The 17,875-nt window shown below is 32.4% G+C and carries 23 protein-coding genes; 1 reads left to right on the top strand and 22 read right to left on the bottom strand.

Annotated features, from left to right (window positions below):
• Positions 1-8 precede the first annotated feature (8 nt).
• From HALHA_RS02615 to HALHA_RS02550, 14 genes are all read right to left on the bottom strand, one after another.
• On the bottom strand, positions 9-1,085 hold the full coding sequence (locus HALHA_RS02615; protein WP_015326230.1) for a M24 family metallopeptidase: 1,077 nt from the start codon (positions 1,083-1,085) through the stop codon (positions 9-11).
• 45 nt (positions 1,086-1,130) lie between these two features.
• Positions 1,131-1,562, bottom strand: coding sequence for a type II 3-dehydroquinate dehydratase (aroQ, locus tag HALHA_RS02610; protein WP_015326229.1), 432 nt, complete (start codon positions 1,560-1,562; stop codon positions 1,131-1,133).
• Between the two features lie 2 nt (positions 1,563-1,564).
• Positions 1,565-2,650, bottom strand: coding sequence for a 3-dehydroquinate synthase (aroB, locus tag HALHA_RS02605; RefSeq protein WP_015326228.1), 1,086 nt, complete (start codon positions 2,648-2,650; stop codon positions 1,565-1,567).
• A 58-nt stretch (positions 2,651-2,708) separates the two neighbouring features.
• Positions 2,709-3,221: a shikimate kinase gene (locus tag HALHA_RS02600; RefSeq protein ID WP_015326227.1), complete on the bottom strand. Its 513-nt coding sequence runs from the start codon at positions 3,219-3,221 to the stop codon at positions 2,709-2,711.
• 5 nt (positions 3,222-3,226) lie between these two features.
• A complete protein-coding gene (gene aroC / locus HALHA_RS02595; protein ID WP_015326226.1) occupies positions 3,227-4,423 on the bottom strand; it encodes a chorismate synthase in 1,197 nt (398 codons plus the stop codon).
• Positions 4,424-4,504: 81 nt separating this feature from the next.
• Positions 4,505-5,032 carry a hypothetical protein gene (locus HALHA_RS02590; protein ID WP_015326225.1) on the bottom strand — a complete coding sequence of 176 codons (528 nt, stop codon included), beginning with the start codon at positions 5,030-5,032 and terminating at the stop codon, positions 4,505-4,507.
• Complete coding sequence (pilO, locus tag HALHA_RS02585; protein WP_015326224.1) at positions 5,025-5,534, bottom strand: type 4a pilus biogenesis protein PilO; 510 nt, start codon at positions 5,532-5,534, stop codon at positions 5,025-5,027. Before pilO ends, HALHA_RS02590 begins: the two co-directional genes overlap by 8 nt.
• Positions 5,521-6,030, bottom strand: coding sequence for a PilN domain-containing protein (locus HALHA_RS02580; RefSeq protein ID WP_015326223.1), 510 nt, complete (start codon positions 6,028-6,030; stop codon positions 5,521-5,523). Before HALHA_RS02580 ends, pilO begins: the two co-directional genes overlap by 14 nt.
• On the bottom strand, positions 6,002-7,009 hold the full coding sequence (pilM, locus tag HALHA_RS02575) for a type IV pilus assembly protein PilM (RefSeq protein WP_015326222.1): 1,008 nt from the start codon (positions 7,007-7,009) through the stop codon (positions 6,002-6,004). The genes HALHA_RS02580 and pilM overlap by 29 nt, the downstream gene beginning before the upstream one ends.
• A 10-nt stretch (positions 7,010-7,019) precedes the next feature.
• The gene (locus HALHA_RS02570) at positions 7,020-7,802 is read right to left on the bottom strand and encodes a helix-hairpin-helix domain-containing protein (protein WP_015326221.1); all 783 of its coding nucleotides are present in this window, start codon (positions 7,800-7,802) and stop codon (positions 7,020-7,022) included.
• The gene (locus tag HALHA_RS02565; protein WP_015326220.1) at positions 7,799-8,236 is read right to left on the bottom strand and encodes a PilW family protein; all 438 of its coding nucleotides are present in this window, start codon (positions 8,234-8,236) and stop codon (positions 7,799-7,801) included. Before HALHA_RS02565 ends, HALHA_RS02570 begins: the two co-directional genes overlap by 4 nt.
• A gap of 12 nt (positions 8,237-8,248) precedes the next feature.
• Positions 8,249-8,602 (bottom strand): type IV pilus modification PilV family protein, encoded by a 354-nt coding sequence (locus HALHA_RS02560; protein WP_281098769.1) that lies wholly within the window; start codon positions 8,600-8,602, stop codon positions 8,249-8,251.
• A gap of 5 nt (positions 8,603-8,607) precedes the next feature.
• Positions 8,608-9,072 (bottom strand): prepilin-type N-terminal cleavage/methylation domain-containing protein, encoded by a 465-nt coding sequence (locus tag HALHA_RS02555; protein WP_015326218.1) that lies wholly within the window; start codon positions 9,070-9,072, stop codon positions 8,608-8,610.
• Between the two features lie 9 nt (positions 9,073-9,081).
• Entirely contained in the window at positions 9,082-10,281 is a 1,200-nt protein-coding gene (locus HALHA_RS02550; protein ID WP_015326217.1) for a type II secretion system F family protein, read from the bottom strand.
• Positions 10,282-10,534: 253 nt separating this feature from the next.
• Here HALHA_RS02550 and HALHA_RS13545 point away from each other — a divergent pair, with 253 nt between their 5' ends.
• Positions 10,535-10,711 carry a hypothetical protein gene (locus HALHA_RS13545; protein ID WP_015326216.1) on the top strand — a complete coding sequence of 59 codons (177 nt, stop codon included), beginning with the start codon at positions 10,535-10,537 and terminating at the stop codon, positions 10,709-10,711.
• An 83-nt stretch (positions 10,712-10,794) separates the two neighbouring features.
• Here the strand turns inward: HALHA_RS13545 and HALHA_RS02545 are convergent, their stop codons facing one another.
• The 8 genes from HALHA_RS02545 to feoB form a co-directional block, all read right to left on the bottom strand.
• Entirely contained in the window at positions 10,795-11,655 is an 861-nt protein-coding gene (locus HALHA_RS02545; protein WP_015326215.1) for a shikimate dehydrogenase, read from the bottom strand.
• On the bottom strand, positions 11,648-12,682 hold the full coding sequence (locus HALHA_RS02540) for a GntG family PLP-dependent aldolase (protein ID WP_015326214.1): 1,035 nt from the start codon (positions 12,680-12,682) through the stop codon (positions 11,648-11,650). Before HALHA_RS02540 ends, HALHA_RS02545 begins: the two co-directional genes overlap by 8 nt.
• Positions 12,679-13,569, bottom strand: a complete 891-nt coding sequence (locus tag HALHA_RS02535; protein WP_015326213.1) for a DMT family transporter — start codon at positions 13,567-13,569, stop codon at positions 12,679-12,681. The genes HALHA_RS02540 and HALHA_RS02535 overlap by 4 nt, the downstream gene beginning before the upstream one ends.
• Positions 13,570-13,594: 25 nt before the next feature.
• Entirely contained in the window at positions 13,595-14,029 is a 435-nt protein-coding gene (locus HALHA_RS02530; RefSeq protein WP_245547378.1) for a nucleoside recognition domain-containing protein, read from the bottom strand.
• Between the two features lie 59 nt (positions 14,030-14,088).
• Positions 14,089-14,502 carry a nucleoside recognition domain-containing protein gene (locus HALHA_RS02525; protein ID WP_015326211.1) on the bottom strand — a complete coding sequence of 138 codons (414 nt, stop codon included), beginning with the start codon at positions 14,500-14,502 and terminating at the stop codon, positions 14,089-14,091.
• A 132-nt stretch (positions 14,503-14,634) separates the two neighbouring features.
• A complete protein-coding gene (locus HALHA_RS02520) occupies positions 14,635-15,354 on the bottom strand; it encodes a hypothetical protein (RefSeq protein ID WP_015326210.1) in 720 nt (239 codons plus the stop codon).
• Positions 15,355-15,869: 515 nt separating this feature from the next.
• Positions 15,870-16,010 (bottom strand): hypothetical protein, encoded by a 141-nt coding sequence (locus tag HALHA_RS13540; RefSeq protein WP_015326209.1) that lies wholly within the window; start codon positions 16,008-16,010, stop codon positions 15,870-15,872.
• A 15-nt stretch (positions 16,011-16,025) separates the two neighbouring features.
• Positions 16,026-17,867, bottom strand: a complete 1,842-nt coding sequence (gene feoB / locus HALHA_RS02515) for a ferrous iron transport protein B (protein WP_015326208.1) — start codon at positions 17,865-17,867, stop codon at positions 16,026-16,028.
• Positions 17,868-17,875: the final 8 nt, after the last annotated feature.

The following is a 17,875-nucleotide window of genomic DNA, read 5'->3' as shown; positions in this document are numbered from 1 at the left end:
ATTTTATCTTATTTAGTTCCCACTGTCAACAACTCCTTAGGAGTTTGGGTTAATATCTGACAGCCATCTTCTTGGACTACAACTATATCTTCTATTCTAACTCCACCCCAGTCAGGTAGATACACACCAGGTTCTACTGTCACTACCATTCCTGGCTTTAGTACTTTATCATCCTGCCATGATAATCTTGGCCCTTCATGAATCTCTAGACCTACTCCATGACCTAATCCATGACCAAAATAATCACCATAACCGGCCTCTGCAATTATATCTCTAGCTACTTTATCTACCTCAGAAGCTTTCATTCCGGCTTTAATAGCCTTAATAGCTTCCTGTTGAGCCTTAAGTACTAATTGATAAATCTCCCTTTGCTTATCTGTTGGCCCTTCTTCTATAACTACAGTTCTCGTCATATCAGAGTGATAGCCTTGATAAACACAACCAAAATCAATAGTCACAAAGTCACCTGCTTCAATTTCTTTTTCACTTGCTACACCATGGGGTAAAGCAGAACGTTCTCCAGAAGCAACAATAAAATCAAAAGCATTCTTACTAGCACCATGCTCCTTCATCCAAAACTCTAATTGTAAAGCTATATCTCGTTCTTTAACACCTGGCTTTAGTTGATCTTTGATTGCTGCAAAAGCCTGATCAGCTAATTTAATTGCCTCTTTTAATTTACTAATCTCTGCCTTATCCTTAGTCAATCTCAATTTCTTAACTAAATTTTGAGTAGCCTGTAATTTTACTGGTAACTTATCTTTATACTTAAGATATGTACTATAAGTTTCATGTTTAGACTCAAAACCTAATTTTTGAATTTCTAAATCAGATAGTAAGTCAGCTACTAGCTTAAGTTTATTCTTTTTAAATTCTACCACTTTATAATCTGGTGCTTCTGCTTTAGCTTGAGAGGTATAACGGAAATCTGTAATTAAAATTGCTTCTTTGTGAGTAATTAATACCATTCCTGCTGTACCAGTAAAACCAGTCATATAACGTCTATTCTCTGGGGTACTAATTAATAATGCTTCAATCTCCTTTTCAGTTAATAACTCTCTTAATTGATCAATTCTATCTTGCATTACCATCACTCCTATTTTATTAATGACTTGGTCAACAGCTAGCTATTATTCAATAAGTCTAATTGCCTGCTCTAAAGCTAAAGTATAGCTATCAACTCCAAAGCCAGATATCTGACCAGTTACTACAGGTGCAATTACTGACTTATGTCTAAATTCTTCCCGCTTATAAATATTACTTAAATGAACCTCTAATATTGGCACTTCTATAGCTGCTAAAGCATCCCGAATAGCAATACTGTAATGTGTAAATGCTCCAGGATTAATAATAATTGCTTCTATATTCTGTTCTAATGACTGATGAATAATATCTATTATTTTTCCTTCACTATTTGATTGCACAATCTTTAATTCTATATTATTACCAGAAGCCAATTCCCTTAAACATTGATTTATATCATCTAGTGTTTTAACTCCATAAACGTCTGGTTCTCTCATCCCTAATAAATTCAAATTTGGCCCGTGAATTACTAAGATCATCTTTAGCCTCCTAACTCCTCTAATGTTTCTCTAATATTTTCTTCTGTTAAATCAGAAGTGATAATTACTTTTCCAATTTGATTAGCCAAAATAAATCTTATAACTCCATTTTTAACCTTTTTATCCTTACTTAAAGCCTTAATAATCTGCTCCTTCTCTAAATTATGATAAGCTACTGGTAATCCAAAATTAGAAATTAACTCTTTTTGTCTCTCTAGAGCAGCAGAATCCAACAGTCCCCTTTTATAAGCTAATTTAGCTGCTGCGACCATACCAATAGCTACTGCTTCTCCATGCCGGTATTTTTTATAATTTGTTACTGCTTCTAGTGCATGCCCAATAGTGTGGCCATAATTTAAAATAGCACGCAAACCTTCTTCTTTCTCATCTTCTGCTACTACTGCAGCCTTAATCTCACAAGACCTTGTTACTAATTTGATTATGGCATCAGTCTCTAAATTTAATATTTCATCTATCCTCTTCTCTAAAAACGCAAAGAATTGTTGATCCCAAATTACACCATACTTAATAACTTCAGCCAAACCAGCTTTTAATTCTCTTTCTTCTAAAGTAGATAATACTTTCTTATCTGCTACAACTAATTTAGGTTGATAAAAGTCTCCAATTAAATTCTTACCTTGAGGATGATTAACAGCTACTTTCCCACCTACACTACTATCAACTTGGGCCAAGACCGTAGTAGGCACTTGAACAAAATTAATCCCTCTCATAAAGCTAGCAGCAATAAAACCAGCTATATCCCCTACTACTCCTCCGCCTAAAGCTACAATAGTAGAAGTCCTATCTAAACCAACTCCAACTGCCTTATCATATAAATCTTGAGCAGTCTCTAAAGATTTATATTCCTCTCCATCAGAAATTAAAGCTTTAGATACATCAAAGCCAACTTTAGCAATTGCCTCTTTAACCTCAGAACCATATAGACTATTAACTAACGGATTAGTAATAATTAGTACTTTTGATCCTATATCCAACTCTTGTAGATAAGCACCTAAGTTAGCTAGGATATCTTCTCCAATCTTAATTTGATAACTTCTCACTCCTAAATCGACTTTAACTGTCTCCATGCTTACTCCTCCCTGCTACTATTCAATCTAGAGTTTACAATTTACTTAAATATTTTTTCTAATTGTCACTTGTTAATTCTTCATTGTTAATTATTTCTGCCACCACTTCATTAATTGTTAGCCCTGTTGTATTTATTTGATAAGGAGTACAATTATATTTTTCTGCTCTTTCTTCCAACATCTTTTTTATTTTAGCTAAGGGCTCTTCTACATCTAATAAAGGACGATCATCATCACTTTTAGTTCGTTCTAATATTTCTTCTGGCGTAGCCTGAAGTAGAACCAAAAACCCATTCTTCTTTAAGTTTTTAATATTCTCTTCTCTTAAAACTACTCCCCCTCCAGTAGCGATTACTTGCTTGTCTTTTTGAGCTATTTTTGCAGTTACCCTCGTTTCTAAATCCCTAAAATAATCCTCTCCAGCTTGGGCAAAAATCTCACAAATTTCCCTACCATCCTCTGCTACAATTTCTTGGTCTAAATCGACAAATTTATAATTTAATCTTGAGGCCAATTTTTTACCAACTGTCGTTTTTCCCGTTCCCATAAAACCAATTAAAGCTATATTCATTTTATCTACCTCTGCTCTAACATTTCTAAGTAATTATTATAATTATCCTTTATTTCTTCTATACTATCTCCACCAAACTTCTCTAAGCAAGCCTTAGCTAACTCAAAAGCTACTACAGACTCTCCAACTACACTAGCAGCCGGAACAGCAGTTACATCTGATCGTTCTACACTAGCTTTGAATTCTTCTTTTGTCTCTAAGTCAACTGAAGATAGGGGTTGATACAAAGTAGGTATTGGCTTCATAGCAGCTTTAATAACTACTGGTTCACCATTACTCATTCCACCTTCAATCCCTCCTGCATTATTAGACTCTCTAAAGAATTGTTCATCATAAAAGATCGGATCATGAACTTGAGAACCAGGTTGCTTAGCCGCTTCAAAACCTAAACCTACTTCGACCCCTTTAATGGCCTGGATACTCATTAAAACTTGGGCCAACTGCCCGTCTAATTTTCGATCCCACTGTACATGACCACCTAATCCTACAGGAAGTTTAGTTGTTCTTATCTCAAAAATACCACCTAACGAATCTCCTTTTTCTTTACAATCATCTATTTCAGCTATCATCTTTTTAGTTACATCCTCATCTACACAACGGACTTGAGATTGGGCACTCTTAGTTTTGATCTTATCAAAATCAGTCTGATAGCCTTCTAATGCTACACTACCTAGTTGGATAACATGACTAGTTACTTCAATCCCCAATTCTTTTAATAACACCTTAGCTATCGCTCCAATAGCTACTCTAATTGCCGTCTCCCGAGCACTAGCCCGCTCTAAAATATTACGTAAATCATCTTGATTATACTTTAAGGCTCCTGCTAAATCAGCATGACCTGGTCGAGGTTTAGTAACTTTAGGTTCCACCCTCTTAATCTTATCTTCTTTTTTTATCTTTACCTCATCTTGATCATAACCACAATCGCCAAAAGGAGCTAAAACTTCTCTCCAATTCTCCCAATCATCATTTTTAATCTGTAATGTAATTGGACTCCCTAAAGTCTTGCCACCTCTAATACCAGATAAAATATCTATTAGATCATTCTCAATCTTCATTCTTCCTCCACGACCATATCCACCTTGTCGTCTAGTCAACTCTCGATTAATATCTTTAGGGTTGATCTCTAAATTAGCTGGAACTCCCTCTAAAATACCTGTAATTGCTTCTCCGTGTGATTCTCCTGCAGTTAAATATCGCATATTTTTCCTCCTCTACTCATTCTACTATTCTACTGTTGCTTCTTTAATTTCTTGATTTAGTAAGTAAAGTCCTGTTTAAAATTAATAATTAGCTAAATTAAACTTAAGCAAGTAACTTCTTCCGTCTTTTTTTAACTTAACTTCTTTATTAGTTATCTTTACTACCTGATATCCTTTAATTATATCTTTGGGAGCTAATAAATAACTTCTATTTTTATCTTGTACTACAGCTAAATAATGATTCTTTCGTTTTAGTAATCCAGTTACCTCTAAATCAATCGTTAAAATTAAGACTTTAGGTTGCTTTTTTGATTCCTTATTCAATGACTTCGGGGACTGATTACTAACAGGAGACTGATAATTAAACTCGGCTTGATTTTGCTGGCCACTTAAAAAAGGAGAATTTCTAACTGGAATACGCTTATATAACTTAGTCACAACAAAACTTATTGGTTCTTTAGGCTTAGATTGCTCTACTTGCTTTACAGTCTTTTTTACTTGCTTTACACTTCTCTTTTGCTTTTGATTAAAAAATAAGAGCTTGGCCCATAAACCAATAGCTATTAATACTAAAGTTATCGCAATCCATTCTTTTCTTTTCTTAATCATTTCTCTCACCACTCATAGCATAAATAAAAAGTCTTAGGTGAGTCTGCAATTTATTCTGTTTGACAATTAATTTAAGATTTTTTATTTTAACAAATTGCTTTAAGTTCTTTAATTGAGTCAGAAACTGAACTAAATTAGAATATTTGCCTTCTAAAATTAGATCGATTGGTAATTTAACAACCTGCTTTTCTTCTTTTTTAGCTTGGGGAGCTAAACTTTTTAACTTAACTTTAGTATTAGTTACTAACTTTTCTATTTTAACTAAAAAGGTTGATAGTTTTATTTTTGCATTCAATTCCACTTTAGAATCAACTGGCAGATCAGCCTTTAATTTAGCTTTTATATTAGAGTTTAACCTTTGTAAACGAGCTCTTTCTTTGATCCTTTCTTCCATTTTCTCCTGTAAAGCCACTACCTTTGTTAACTTAGGGCCCAGCAATAAGAAATAGATAATTATTATAATTATGATAGGAGTTAATACTACTAGTCTATTGCGCCCCATACCCTAGCCTCCCTGAAACTTGAAATTGAAATCCTTCCTCTTCTTCTTTAGTTGAAACTAAATTTACTTGTTTAAAATAAGGATACTTAGCTAATCGTTCGATAGTATTTATTATCTGTTGATTAGTGCCTTCTCCAATCACTAATAATTTCCCCTGATTGATAATAAATCCAGTTAACCATACTCCAGGAGGAATAATAATATTTAAATCCTTAACTACTCTAGTATAGCTTAGTTTATTACTTAATTGACTTATGATCTGTTGCTGCTTTAATACTTGCACCTTAGCCTCTAACTTATCTGCTTTAAACTTTAACTTTCTAACTTGCTCTTCTACTTTAACTAAATCATCTTGAGTATCTATTATGAGTGCTTGTAAATAAAAATTAATCCCGGTTAGTAAACTAATTAATATAACAGCTAATAAAATGAGATATCTTTTTAACTTCAACCTTTTTCTCTTTCTTTTAAGCTCTGCGGGCAATAAATTTATCATCTGTTTGCACCTCTCTTAAAGCTAAACCTAAACTAACAGATAGCTTAGGTAATTTCTTATGTAATAAATGAGGACTAAACTCTTGAGGAGAAAATTGAATCTGACCTAAAGAATTAAAACTTCCTATATTCAAATCCAGCTCCTTAGCTAAAAGGTTGACTAAAATTTTTAGGTTAGCTCCTCCTCCTGTAACTAATAGCTGCTCTGTAGTTGTTAAGATGCCCCTATATTTTAATGAGCGCTTTACATCTGAAATTAATTTAGATAGAGAATTAGAAATTAAGGCCTTATCTTTTAACTTAAACTTATAACTTTCAGCTTCTCTAAAGCTTAATTCCTTCTTTTCTCTAATCTCAGAGGTAAAATCAGTTCCACCAAAATTAAAACTCCTTCTAAAATGAAATTTACCTTCTTCTAAGGCAATTAACTCTGTAGTCTTGGCCCCCAGATTGATCAAAACTAAACTCTTTTGCTCTACTAATTTCGCTGTAGGTAAGATCCTTCTTAAGACCAGGGGGTTAGCAGCTATAGAATGGACCTTAAATCCTGCTTGCTCTACTGCTTTTATTCTTTCTTGAATGACCTCTTTGGGGGCAGCTACTAAAATTAATTCTAACTCTCCATCTTCTCTATTTATTACTTGATAATCAAATACTGTCTTATCTATCGGCAATGGTAAGTAATCATCAACCTGCCAGCTAATAGCTTCTGCTAATTCATCTTCAGACATATTAGGTAGATTTATTCTTCTAATAATTAAGCTTGGCCCACCAATACCAATTACCATTTTATCTGTACTAAAATTAAATTCCTTTTTTATTTGAACTAATTGATTCTTTAAATTATTATCTTCTCTTCTTCTGATTAAGAATTGCTCTAACTTAGGTAGAGAACTAGTTGGCGCTAACTCTACAACTTTAAGATTACTAGCTCCTATATCTAATCCTAAGGGTAACTTAGATTTAAAAAAAGATAGCACAATATTCCTCCTAATCTAATTTTATGATTTTTAATCTCTCGGTTTGTAATTCTCGCTCTGGAATCTTGATTCTAACTAGAATTTGAAAATAATTAGAATCAACCTTTACTAAAGGTTCTAGCTGTTGATAAGTAGCTGGGCCAACTCCCTCTACATCCTTTAGTTCTTCAATATTTGTAAAGATTCGATTCATTATAATCCTAGTTGCTAGAGTCTCCCCTACTCCTGGCAAGGTATTTAACACTTCTATTGGAGCTGTATTAAGATTAATCTTACCTTGCGTCTTTAGGGTTAAATAGTCTTTAATTTGCTCATAAAGCTTATTATCTATCCCTGATAAATTTAATAATTCTTCTAAATAATTATATAATCTATGGTCTACAATTCGTTGGCTTATTGTTTCACCAATCTCTGGTAACTCTTCTAATCTCTCTTGACTAGCTAAATTAAGATTTAATTTACTGCTTTCATCCACTATCTCTTTAACTAAATATTCCGTCTTAATTTGATGAGAGCTGTTAGGATCTTTTAAAACTATACTACCTTCTATTTGCAGTTGGTCTAGATTTTCTTTGCTTATATAACTTAATTTATTTATTTGTTTACTAACCTCTTCTTTAGCTACCACCATTACACCCTTAACCAAATAATAATTTTTTATTTGCTGCTGATAGTGCTTAGTAATTATAACTTCATTACTCACCAATTGTAATAAAACTGGTAATAAAATTCCTAGGCTAGTTAAGGTTATAAATACAAAAATTAGTATGTAACCTTCTTCTTTTTTGGTCATAATTGTTTCTCCTGTAACTTAATTGCTGTTTTTAGGCTTAGACTCTGCCCTTGCTCTGCAATCTCTAATTTAATAACTAATAGCTGGTTCAATAACTTATAATTTAAATTAGAAATACGCTTACTTATTACATTCAAATCACTATCAAGACATAGACCAGTATTCGATTGATAATAAATTACTCTCAGTTTTGCTTGCTGGTCAAGAAATGAAATTTTATTAGTTGTTACTCTTTTAATCTTTAGTGCAGATTGTAAATGCTTAACGATACTATTCATACTTACTCTTAACTCCTGCTCTAAACTAGCTTGTAGTTTATTAGACTGCCAGGTTCTAAGCATTGTTTGATTAACTACTACTAAAGAACTTAGGATAATTCCACTAACTGCCAGTAACAACATAATCTCTATTAAAGTAAATCCCCTATTTTGCAAACTATCACACCTTTATTTCGCAATTATAGTTACTAACTTAGCTTTTAGTCGCTGTTGATAATAAACTTTAGTAATCACTTCTTTTAGATTAGGACTTAACTTAATAATATCAATCTGATAATCATAATTAGAAAACTCTGGGCTAAAAAAAGAAGTTCTGCTTTGGTCTATTAAATTACTATACTCTTTAACCCTTTGGGTAGCTAACTTCCATCTCGCTAAATTAATTGCTTCAGTTTTAAATCTAGCTGCAACTATTTCTTTTCCACTATTAATAAATGTAGTAACTAATGGTATTAATATGCAACCTAACATCGCAATAGCAAATACTACTTCTAATAAAGTAAAACCTCTCTCTTTAACAATACCACCTACCTTATAGTTAATTGTCCAGCATTAGAAGAAAATATAATCTGACGTGGGGCCAAATTATCTAATTCTAATACTACTCGACCATTATGTCCATCTAAATTTCCTAGTTTCTTAAAAAAGATAGCTCTTTCTCCAGTAGCAATTAATTCATAAGTAGGAAAAGTAATCTCTTTAAATGTAACCTCTTTAAAATCTACCCTGTCAATTATCTTAGGATCTACTTTTGATTTAACTAATAAATACTGATTCCTATCTAAATCAAAGACAATTCCATACTTTATTTCTGTTATAATTGAGTTTTGTCTAGCTAATTGTAGATCACTAACTAATTTATTGACCGCCCCACTTAACTTTAAGTGTTGTAGATAGGTATTTAAATGAGGAATTCCTAGCGTAGCTAAAATAGAGATTATTGCTATTACCATCATCAATTCGATTAAAGTAAATCCAGCTTGTCTTTTCATTTATAACTCCTAAATAAAGTTAATTAGATTAAATAAAGGTAGTAACACAGAAATTAAAACTATAAATACAAAACTAGATAACAATAAAATTATTAGCGGTTCTACTAAAGAAACTAACATTTCAAGCTCATACTTTAATTCTTGGTTATAATAATCAGCTACTTTAAGCAACATTGGCCCTAATTCTCCTGTTTGTTCACCTACTTTAACCATTTGAGTTAATAATTTAGGAAATAAATCATCACTTTCTAATAAGAAGCTTAAAGATTGGCCCTGCTCTACTTTAGTTTGTAACTTTCCTAACTTCTCTTCTAAAATTTGATTATTAGCTACTCCCTGGAGATTATCTAGCCCAACTAGTAAACCTCCACCCCCTTTAAGAATAATTCCTAAAGTACGAGTTAAACGAACTAATAATATCTTTAGCATTAAATTACCTACTAGCGGAGACTTTAAAATTATCTGGTCTAATTGCTTTTGGCCTGCTTGCGTCTTTAAATAGCTAATTATTGCTATTAGACTAGATACGGCTATCCCTAATAGTAAATAAAAGTTTGTCTTAATAAAACTTACTGTTTGCAACAAATATCTAGTTACCAAAGGTAATTGTAAGTTATAATCTGCAAATACACTACTAAAAGTAGGTAACACAAAGAGAAATAAAAATATAATAACCCCTAAACTAGTAATTAAAATAAAGAGAGGATAGACTAAAATGGACCTCAATCGTTGCCTTAACTCAGTTCGTGCTTCTAAATATGAAGTTACTTGCTCTAAGACTTGTTCTAAAATTCCTTCTTTTTCTCCTACAGAGATTAAATCAATCATTAGTTGGGGGAATAATTTATTATGTTGGGCTAAAGCCTGCGCTAGAGAATTTCCTGCTTGTATATCCTGATTAACTTCTATGATTGCTTGTTTTAATTTAATATTGGTTATTTGCTCTTCTAGGACAGATAAAACATTAATTAATGATAAGCCAGATTTTAATAAGGTAGTCAACTGCCGACTAAATAATGCTAACTCTTCGTCAGTTATTCCTTTTAACTTCCTCAACCAGCTAACTGTTGGTTTTGTAGATTGCTTGATTTCCATAATATAGTAGCCTTCACTTTTTAGTCTATTAGCTACCCTCTTTTTAGAGTTTGCCTGCAAACTTCCCTTTATTCTTTCACCATCCTTAGAAACAGCTTGGTAATAAAAATTCAAAATCTATCAACTACTTTCTAGATTGGTTTTAATAGTATTATTACCATTAATTTCATGTTTATAAGATATATTTCTTTTTTATCAGTCTAATTATATGTTATAATATGGTTGCTGTGTATTTATTTTACTTAATAATTCAATTTGTTTATCTTCTGCATAATATTAAATCTAGACACATATAACATAATCATGTATATTATAATCATGTGTATTAATTTGATGAACTTGACAGCCAGAAAGGAGTTTAATAATTATGACCTGTCCATTATTGTTTATGGCTACTAAAAGTTCTAAAATCAACAATAACCCTAACAGTTACAATTGTGAAGAAGAGAAATGTAATTGGTTTAATAAGCAAGAAGGAAAATGTAAATTAATGAAATCATCATATAAACGTGATTATGTAAAGAAAACATTACAGTGCCTTTAATAATTGTCAAAAAAATAAGTCAGAGGCTATACCCCCTGACTTATTTCTACTTACTATTCTCTACAAAAGTTATAAATAAAAAATTAAATATTATTTTTTAACCCTTCCTCTAATGCTCGTCTCATTACTTTTTTAGGAGCTTTCTTTCCTGTCCAAATTTCAAAAGCTATTACTCCTTGGTAGAGAAGCATCCCTAAACCACTCAAAGTTTCTGCTCCTACCTTTTTAGCTTCTTGCAATAAAACCGTTTCTTGGGGATTATAAACTAAATCAGAGACTAATAAATTTGAATGAAGCAGTTTAGCACTAATTACTGGTTCTACATCAGTTTGAGGATGCATCCCTACAGGGGTAGTATCAATTATTAAATCTAACTTTTTAATTATATCTGCTAATTTGTTATCTGATAAAGGTAATGGTTGCACTTGATTTAAACTAACCTTAGTTTTAATATCTTTAACCAGTCCTTTTGCTTTCTCTATAGTTCGATTAGCAATGTATAATTCATTAATCCCCTCTAAACTAAGTTGAAAAGCAACAGCTCTAGCAGCACCACCTGCACCAATAACTAATACTTTCTTTCCTGATGGGTTAAACTTCGCTTCTTCTTGTAATGCTCTAATATACCCTCTACCATCTGTATTATGACCAATTAGTTTACCCTCTTGATTCTCAATAGTATTGACTGCTCCAATCAACTTAGCTTCATTTGAAAGTTGATCCAGATAAGAAATCACCTTTTGTTTATGGGGGATCGTTAGATTGACTCCTTTAATATTCAAAGCCTTAATTCCTCTAACTGCTTCTTTTAAATTGTCTGGTTTGACAGCAAAAGGTAGATATGTCGAATTAAGTCCTAACTCCTTAAATGCCGCATTATGCATTGCTGGAGATAAAGAATGTTCAACTGGATAACCAAATAATCCTGTCAGTTGCTTATTCATTAAATTTCCCCTCCACATCTACTAATTGATTAACTACATAATTAATATCTTCATTAGAAATATCCTTATGGATTACAGCTCTAAGTAAACCAGGGCCAAACTGGCTAATCTTAACTCCTCTATCAGCTAGCTGTGTTATCAACCCTTTAATATCATCAGTCACCTCTAAAATTACAAAATTAGTATTTACATTCCTCACCCTAATCATTTCTGAATCTAATCCTTTAACTAACTTAGCAAATTTATTAGCTAAGTTATGGTCATCATCAATTCTGTTAGTCATCTCCTCTAAAGCTACTAATCCTGCTGCTGCTAGCATACCAGCCTGTCTCATGCCTCCTCCTAACATCTTTCTATTTTTACGAGCTTGCATAATAAACTCTTTGGACCCAACTAGAAGAGAACCAACTGGTGCTGCTAATCCTTTAGAGATACAAAACATGACTGAATCAACATTTTTAACTAAACTCTTAACATCTATCTCTAATTCAGCAGCTGCATTAAATAGCCGAGCACCATCTAAATGAACTGGTAAGTTATTCTTAATAGCTAAATTACAGATATCGTCTAATTTAACTTTAGAGACTGCAACTCCTCCAGCTCGATTATGAGTGTTCTCTACACAAATTAATCCTGTCCTCGGATAATGAATATTATCATCTCTAATGGCTTCTTGCATAGCTTTAGGACTGAAAATTCCACTACTATCAGCAAGAGTCTTAGCTTGAACTCCAGCTAATTTAGCCAATCCACCTACCTCATAACAAAATATATGGCTATTCTCTCCCAAAATAATCTCATCTCCAGGTTGGGTATGGGTCATTACAGCTAATAGATTCCCCATAGTTCCACTAGGAACAAATAAAGCTGCTTCTTTCCCTAGAGCTTGAGCTGCTTTTTCTTCTAATTTGTTAACTGTTGGGTCTTCTCTATAAACATCATCTCCTACTTTCGCTTTAGCCATAACTTCTCTCATCTTAGCTGTCGGTCTTGTAACCGTGTCACTTCTTAAATCAACTTCTCTCATTTTAAACCCTCCATTCCAACTACCTCTTTAATTTTTTTAAACTTTACTTCAGCTAATAACATCCCTAAAACTATCAGACTCCCTCCTAAATAGCCTTGTAATGAAATCACTTCTCCTAAATATAAATAGGCAAATAAAGCTCCAAAGATAGGTTCTAAAGAAAAAATAATTGCCGTTCTAGTTGGAGTAGTAAAGGTTTGGGCTTTGTTTTGGATTAGAAAAGCTACAGCAGTAGCTAAAGCTCCCATATAAATTATACTACTCCACACCTCAAAACTAGATACAGACTGATAACTACCCTTAAATCCAACCCACATACTACTTAATAAAGCTACAGTAGCAATCTGTACAATAGCTAATAAAACTGCATCTTTTTCTTGCACATATCTATCAACTAATAAAATATGTAACGCTAATGAACAAGCGCATAAAAGAACCAAAAAATCTCCTAAATTAAATAATAATTGTCCCTCAAAAGATAGCAACCCCAACCCTAAAGTAGCTAATATAACCCCTAGCCACGTCATAAATGGGGGAACTTTCCTAAAAAATAAAGCTGAAAATAAAGGAACTAACACCACTGATAAACCAGTAATAAATCCAGCACTAGAGGCAGTAGTTAACTCTAATCCTGTTACCTGAAAAGCATAACCTCCAAATAAAAATAATCCAGCTACTAAACCTGCTTTTAATGTGGCAAAATCAAGGCTACTTAATCTCTTGTGAAAAATAATAACTAGTATTAAAGTAGCAACCCCAAACCTTAATGTTAAGAAATAAACAGGAGTTATTGTATTAAATATCCCTTTCATAATCGCAAAAGTACTACCCCAAATTAAAACCACCATTAATAAAGCTAAATCAGCTTTTAAACGTCGCTTAATCATCCTCTACTCCCTTCTTTAAATACTATTAGCAACAATCAACTTCTCTTAATTTCTCAATTTCTAATTGATCTTTTTCCACAAAATACTTAGCATATAAATAAGTGATTACAATTGCTAAAACTACTCGCATTCCTAATATGATCAAGCCATTGGCCCCTAAAGCAGCAAATAATAGAGTATCTTCTATAGCAGCATGACAAATTACTAAAAAGATAGCCAACGTCATTAAATCACTAGCACTTAATTGATCTTCCTCAACACTACGCAAAATAACCCCTGCGCCATAAGTTAAACCAAAAATCTGAGCTACTAACAAAGGGATACTTGCCTCTTTAGGTAACTTAAAATACTTTAAAATCGGATTGAACAATTGGGCCAATCTATCTAAAATTCCTATTTCATCAGCTACTTCAACTCCTATTAATAATGGAAAAATAATTAAAGCAATCTTCTTTAACATCGACCAACTTCCCCACACTACTTCCGAAAAAAAGAGAGACCATTCCATATTAAAACCTCCTATAATAATAAATTTAAAATAAACCCTGCTACTATAGATAAAATAACCCTTAGACTAATTAAAGCAATCAATCTACCATTTATCTTTTTAATCACAGCGGCTTCAATAATTAAACTATGAGCAATTCCTAACATAGTCCCTAAAATAGTTATCTCTCGAACAGTTAAATCTAAGCTAGCTATAACTGCAAGTGCACCATAAATATTTAGTAAGTAACCTGTTAGTAAAGCTAATACCGCTTCTCCAGGTAAACCAACTAACTTCATCATTGGCTTAAAAATCTGAGCCAAATAATTAATTCCACCAGTATACTTAATAAAAGTAACTAATATATAAACTGGAATAATTATTTTTACTAATGCTAAATAACTATCTAATGCTTTCTTAAACCCTCGCTTAATAGTTTCAACCATTCTTTTTCCTCCTATCACATTATTTAGTCTCTTACTAATTTATTGTATAATTAGTCAACTATAATAACAACAATTTTATTGATTTCAGAAATTTTTATACAATAAAAAAAGTGGCCCCCAGGCCACTAACTACTAAAACTTAGTCTCTGCTCCAAAGAAAATCCCCTGTTTTAAGATATTTACCTCTGATAAATTATAAGCATCAATTTTTAAATTATTGAAATCTTTATTTTTGATATTCTCTCGACTTATCTTATAACCAAATCTGAATTTTAATTGAGGGGCCAACTTAAACTTAAACCCAGTCTGTAAATAATAATCACTGTTTATTTCATAATTAGTTAATTGTTCGAGATTATTATTTAAGAGGGGAGAATCAATTTGATACCTTCCAGCTAAATTATACCCTCCATTAGCAAATAAGCCAATTCTTTCTGTTAATCTCTTTTCTAGATCTACTACTAAATCAAGTCCTTGGCTCTCAATATTAAATAACTTTTGACTAAATATACTAGTAGTAAAGTTTGAATAGTTCCCTGCTATACCTAAAGCTAACTTCTTTTCTGGCGAAAATAAAAAATCCTTAGTTAGTTTTAAGTTAACCTCTTTTAAATTAGCATCTAGATAATTATCATAATCACCAAAGGTATAACTAGCCTGTAAAGATAAGCCAGAATCTAAATTTACTCCACCTATTAATTCCTTAAGTACCATTCTCTCACTAAAAGAATCATTCAATTGATACTTTGACTGCAAGCGATTAAAACCCATCTCAAATCCTGGTGCTGCTAAAATAGTAGTCGTATTCAATAATAGAATTAGTATAGTAATTATTAGTGTAGCTCGTTTCATCTTTCCACCTCTTTTAATATTAGATACTATATTAATTTTAACTTATACTAGTTGAGAAAAAAAGAGGTAATTAATGACACAACATTGATATATAGTGGCACTTCTCAATGAGGCATTGTGTGGCTTTTTCCTTAAATAGTTTTTGTTCATTTCATTCCAGGTAAAATTAGATAAACCAAATCATAGATTTGCTTATTCATATCTATTTTACCTTTCATTCAAAGCATATGAACAAAAACTATAAGACAGTCCAAAAGCCCCACAATACCTTTAGTAATTGCTGGAGAGGGTTTCGCAACGACTCATGAATTTTTCATTAATGAGTCTTAGTGAACTGGAATAAAAATAAGGTTTGGGTTAGCTAATCATCTATTTTGATTAGCTTAACCTTATTTTTATGGAAGTAAGCTTAGACGAATTTTGAGGAATTTATCTAGTGAGAAATCCTCTCTCAGCAATCTAAAAGTTAAACTATATATCAAAAAAGGCCAACCTAAAAAAGTTGGCCTTTCCTATCATAAACTACATTTATCACACTCTGAACACTTCTTTAATAATATCTTAAAACAACGAGGACACCTTATTTTTTCAGGATCTGTAACTTCATAACCACACTGAGAACAGGTTCTAACCTGTTTACTAGTATTACACTCCATTTTTTCACCTACTTCTTATATCAGTTGTGCTACTATACCACCTACAGTAAAAGCTGTAATCCAACTACCAAACCAAATTGCTATAGATTCTTTCCAATTTCTTTCTTTAACCATAATCATCATTGCTGCAATACATGGTACAAATAAAGTAATTGTAATTAAAGAAACTGTTGTTTGAGCTGCTGTCATACTTAAACCAGTTAAACCAGCTGCTCCAAAGTCACGTCTTACTATCCCCATAATAAAAGCTGTCGCTGCTTCTTTAGGTAATTGTAACCAACCAACAGTAATTGGTGCTACTGCATTTTGAATAGCTGTTAACCACCCAAAATACTGCATTATAGTAATCACTACTGATCCTAACACAAAGATTGGCCCAGCTTCTTTAATAAATGATTTAGACTTAATATATGTCTTTTGTAATACATTACTCATTTTTGGTATTCTAAGTGGTGGTAAATCAATTAATAAATCAGTTGATTCTCCAGGCATAACTCGATTTAAGAAAGTACCTGCCAACACATAAACTGCCAAGATAGTACCGACATAAATCATAAAATATTTAAATCCTAATGGTGCAATTAAACCAGCAATAACTCCTAACTGAGCTGAACAAGGTATTGCTAAACCTAATAAGAAAACAGCTATAATCCGCTCTCGCTTAGAACCTAATAATCGGGTAGTAATTGTGGCCATCGTTACACAACCAAAACCTAATAACATAGGAATAACAGCTCGACCATTTAACCCTAAAGCTGTTAACATACGATCGACTAAAGCGGCAATCCGTGGTAAATAACCTGAATCCTCTAGTATAGATAAGAATAAATAAAACCCTATAACTAATGGAAGTAATAAGCCAAAAGTATATGTAACAGCCATAGTCAATACACCAAACTCACCAATTAATAATTGACCAATAAAGGATGTATGAGAAACCAAATTACCAACGACATTCTCAATAAAAGGTTCATACATTCCATCAAATATCTTTCCTTCTGTAATACCAACTACAGTTTGAGCAATAAAAACCCCTACAAGTTGATATAAAGCATATAGAACAGCTAATAACATAGGTACTCCAGTCAGTGGTCTAACCATCATTCGACCTAATTTAGTCTTAAAGCTACTTCCTTCACTTGTTTGACTAACTACTTCTTCTGTTAATTCATTAACCCGTTTTCTTCTGTCTTTATAGATTCTTTCTTGATACTCTAAAGGATCTACTTTATTTTTGGCAGCAACATTAGGATCACCTTCTAACACCAATAAAGCTTCTCTTCTATTAGTTACTTTCTCTTCAGTAGCAGCTAATTCTGATTCTAACTCTAAACTACTATTGCCAACTTTAGCTCTTTTAACTGCTTCTTTTACTTCATCTAATCCTTTACCTTTAGGAGCTACTGTTGGAATTACTGGTACTCCCAATTCTGCACTTAACTGATTAATATTAATCTCTAGTCCTCGTCTCTTAGCTTCATCCATCATATTTAGAGCTACAACTACTGGAATACCCATATCAATAATCTGTTGGGTTAAAAATAAATCTCGTTCTAGATGAACAGCATCTACAATATTAACTACTACATCAGCCGAGGCAATTACATCTCGCGCTACTCGTTCTTCATCATTAAAAGAAGATACTCCATAAACTCCTGGTGTATCTAATACTACATCATCCCCATATTTACCTGAACTAATATCTAACGTTGTACCAGGGTAATTTGAAACATCAACATAAACCCCCGTAAAAGAACTAAAGAAAATTGACTTACCTACATTTGGATTCCCGGCTAAGACTATCTTATCAGCATCAGCTGGAATATCTATTTGATGACTTATATCACAACAATCCATTTCTAAAT

The sequence above is a fragment of the Halobacteroides halobius DSM 5150 genome (assembly GCF_000328625.1).
In the GTDB taxonomy this organism is placed as follows: Bacteria; Bacillota; Halanaerobiia; order Halobacteroidales; family Halobacteroidaceae; genus Halobacteroides; species Halobacteroides halobius.
The sequence above is the reverse complement of the archived record's forward strand: the minus strand, read 5'-3'. Positions and strand labels throughout refer to the sequence as shown.

Excerpts from the sequence above, each read along its gene's own strand:
- HALHA_RS02615 (WP_015326230.1), bottom strand. The coding sequence starts at position 1,085 with ATGCAAGATAGAATTGATCAATTAAGAGAGTTATTAACTGAAAAGGAG.
- aroQ (WP_015326229.1), bottom strand. The coding sequence starts at position 1,562 with ATGATCTTAGTAATTCACGGGCCAAATTTGAATTTATTAGGGATGAGA.
- aroB (WP_015326228.1), bottom strand. The coding sequence starts at position 2,650 with ATGGAGACAGTTAAAGTCGATTTAGGAGTGAGAAGTTATCAAATTAAG.
- HALHA_RS02600 (WP_015326227.1), bottom strand. The coding sequence starts at position 3,221 with ATGAATATAGCTTTAATTGGTTTTATGGGAACGGGAAAAACGACAGTT.
- aroC (WP_015326226.1), bottom strand. The coding sequence starts at position 4,423 with ATGCGATATTTAACTGCAGGAGAATCACACGGAGAAGCAATTACAGGT.
- HALHA_RS02590 (WP_015326225.1), bottom strand. The coding sequence starts at position 5,032 with ATGATTAAGAAAAGAAAAGAATGGATTGCGATAACTTTAGTATTAATA.
- pilO (WP_015326224.1), bottom strand. The coding sequence starts at position 5,534 with ATGGGGCGCAATAGACTAGTAGTATTAACTCCTATCATAATTATAATA.
- HALHA_RS02580 (WP_015326223.1), bottom strand. The coding sequence starts at position 6,030 with ATGATAAATTTATTGCCCGCAGAGCTTAAAAGAAAGAGAAAAAGGTTG.
- HALHA_RS02570 (WP_015326221.1), bottom strand. The coding sequence starts at position 7,802 with ATGACCAAAAAAGAAGAAGGTTACATACTAATTTTTGTATTTATAACC.
- HALHA_RS02555 (WP_015326218.1), bottom strand. The coding sequence starts at position 9,072 with ATGAAAAGACAAGCTGGATTTACTTTAATCGAATTGATGATGGTAATA.
- HALHA_RS13545 (WP_015326216.1), top strand. The coding sequence starts at position 10,535 with ATGACCTGTCCATTATTGTTTATGGCTACTAAAAGTTCTAAAATCAAC.
- HALHA_RS02545 (WP_015326215.1), bottom strand. The coding sequence starts at position 11,655 with ATGAATAAGCAACTGACAGGATTATTTGGTTATCCAGTTGAACATTCT.
- HALHA_RS02540 (WP_015326214.1), bottom strand. The coding sequence starts at position 12,682 with ATGAGAGAAGTTGATTTAAGAAGTGACACGGTTACAAGACCGACAGCT.
- HALHA_RS02535 (WP_015326213.1), bottom strand. The coding sequence starts at position 13,569 with ATGATTAAGCGACGTTTAAAAGCTGATTTAGCTTTATTAATGGTGGTT.
- HALHA_RS02530 (WP_245547378.1), bottom strand. The coding sequence starts at position 14,029 with ATGTTAAAGAAGATTGCTTTAATTATTTTTCCATTATTAATAGGAGTT.
- HALHA_RS02525 (WP_015326211.1), bottom strand. The coding sequence starts at position 14,502 with ATGGTTGAAACTATTAAGCGAGGGTTTAAGAAAGCATTAGATAGTTAT.
- HALHA_RS02520 (WP_015326210.1), bottom strand. The coding sequence starts at position 15,354 with ATGAAACGAGCTACACTAATAATTACTATACTAATTCTATTATTGAAT.
- HALHA_RS13540 (WP_015326209.1), bottom strand. The coding sequence starts at position 16,010 with ATGGAGTGTAATACTAGTAAACAGGTTAGAACCTGTTCTCAGTGTGGT.
- feoB (WP_015326208.1), bottom strand. The coding sequence starts at position 17,867 with ATGGATTGTTGTGATATAAGTCATCAAATAGATATTCCAGCTGATGCT.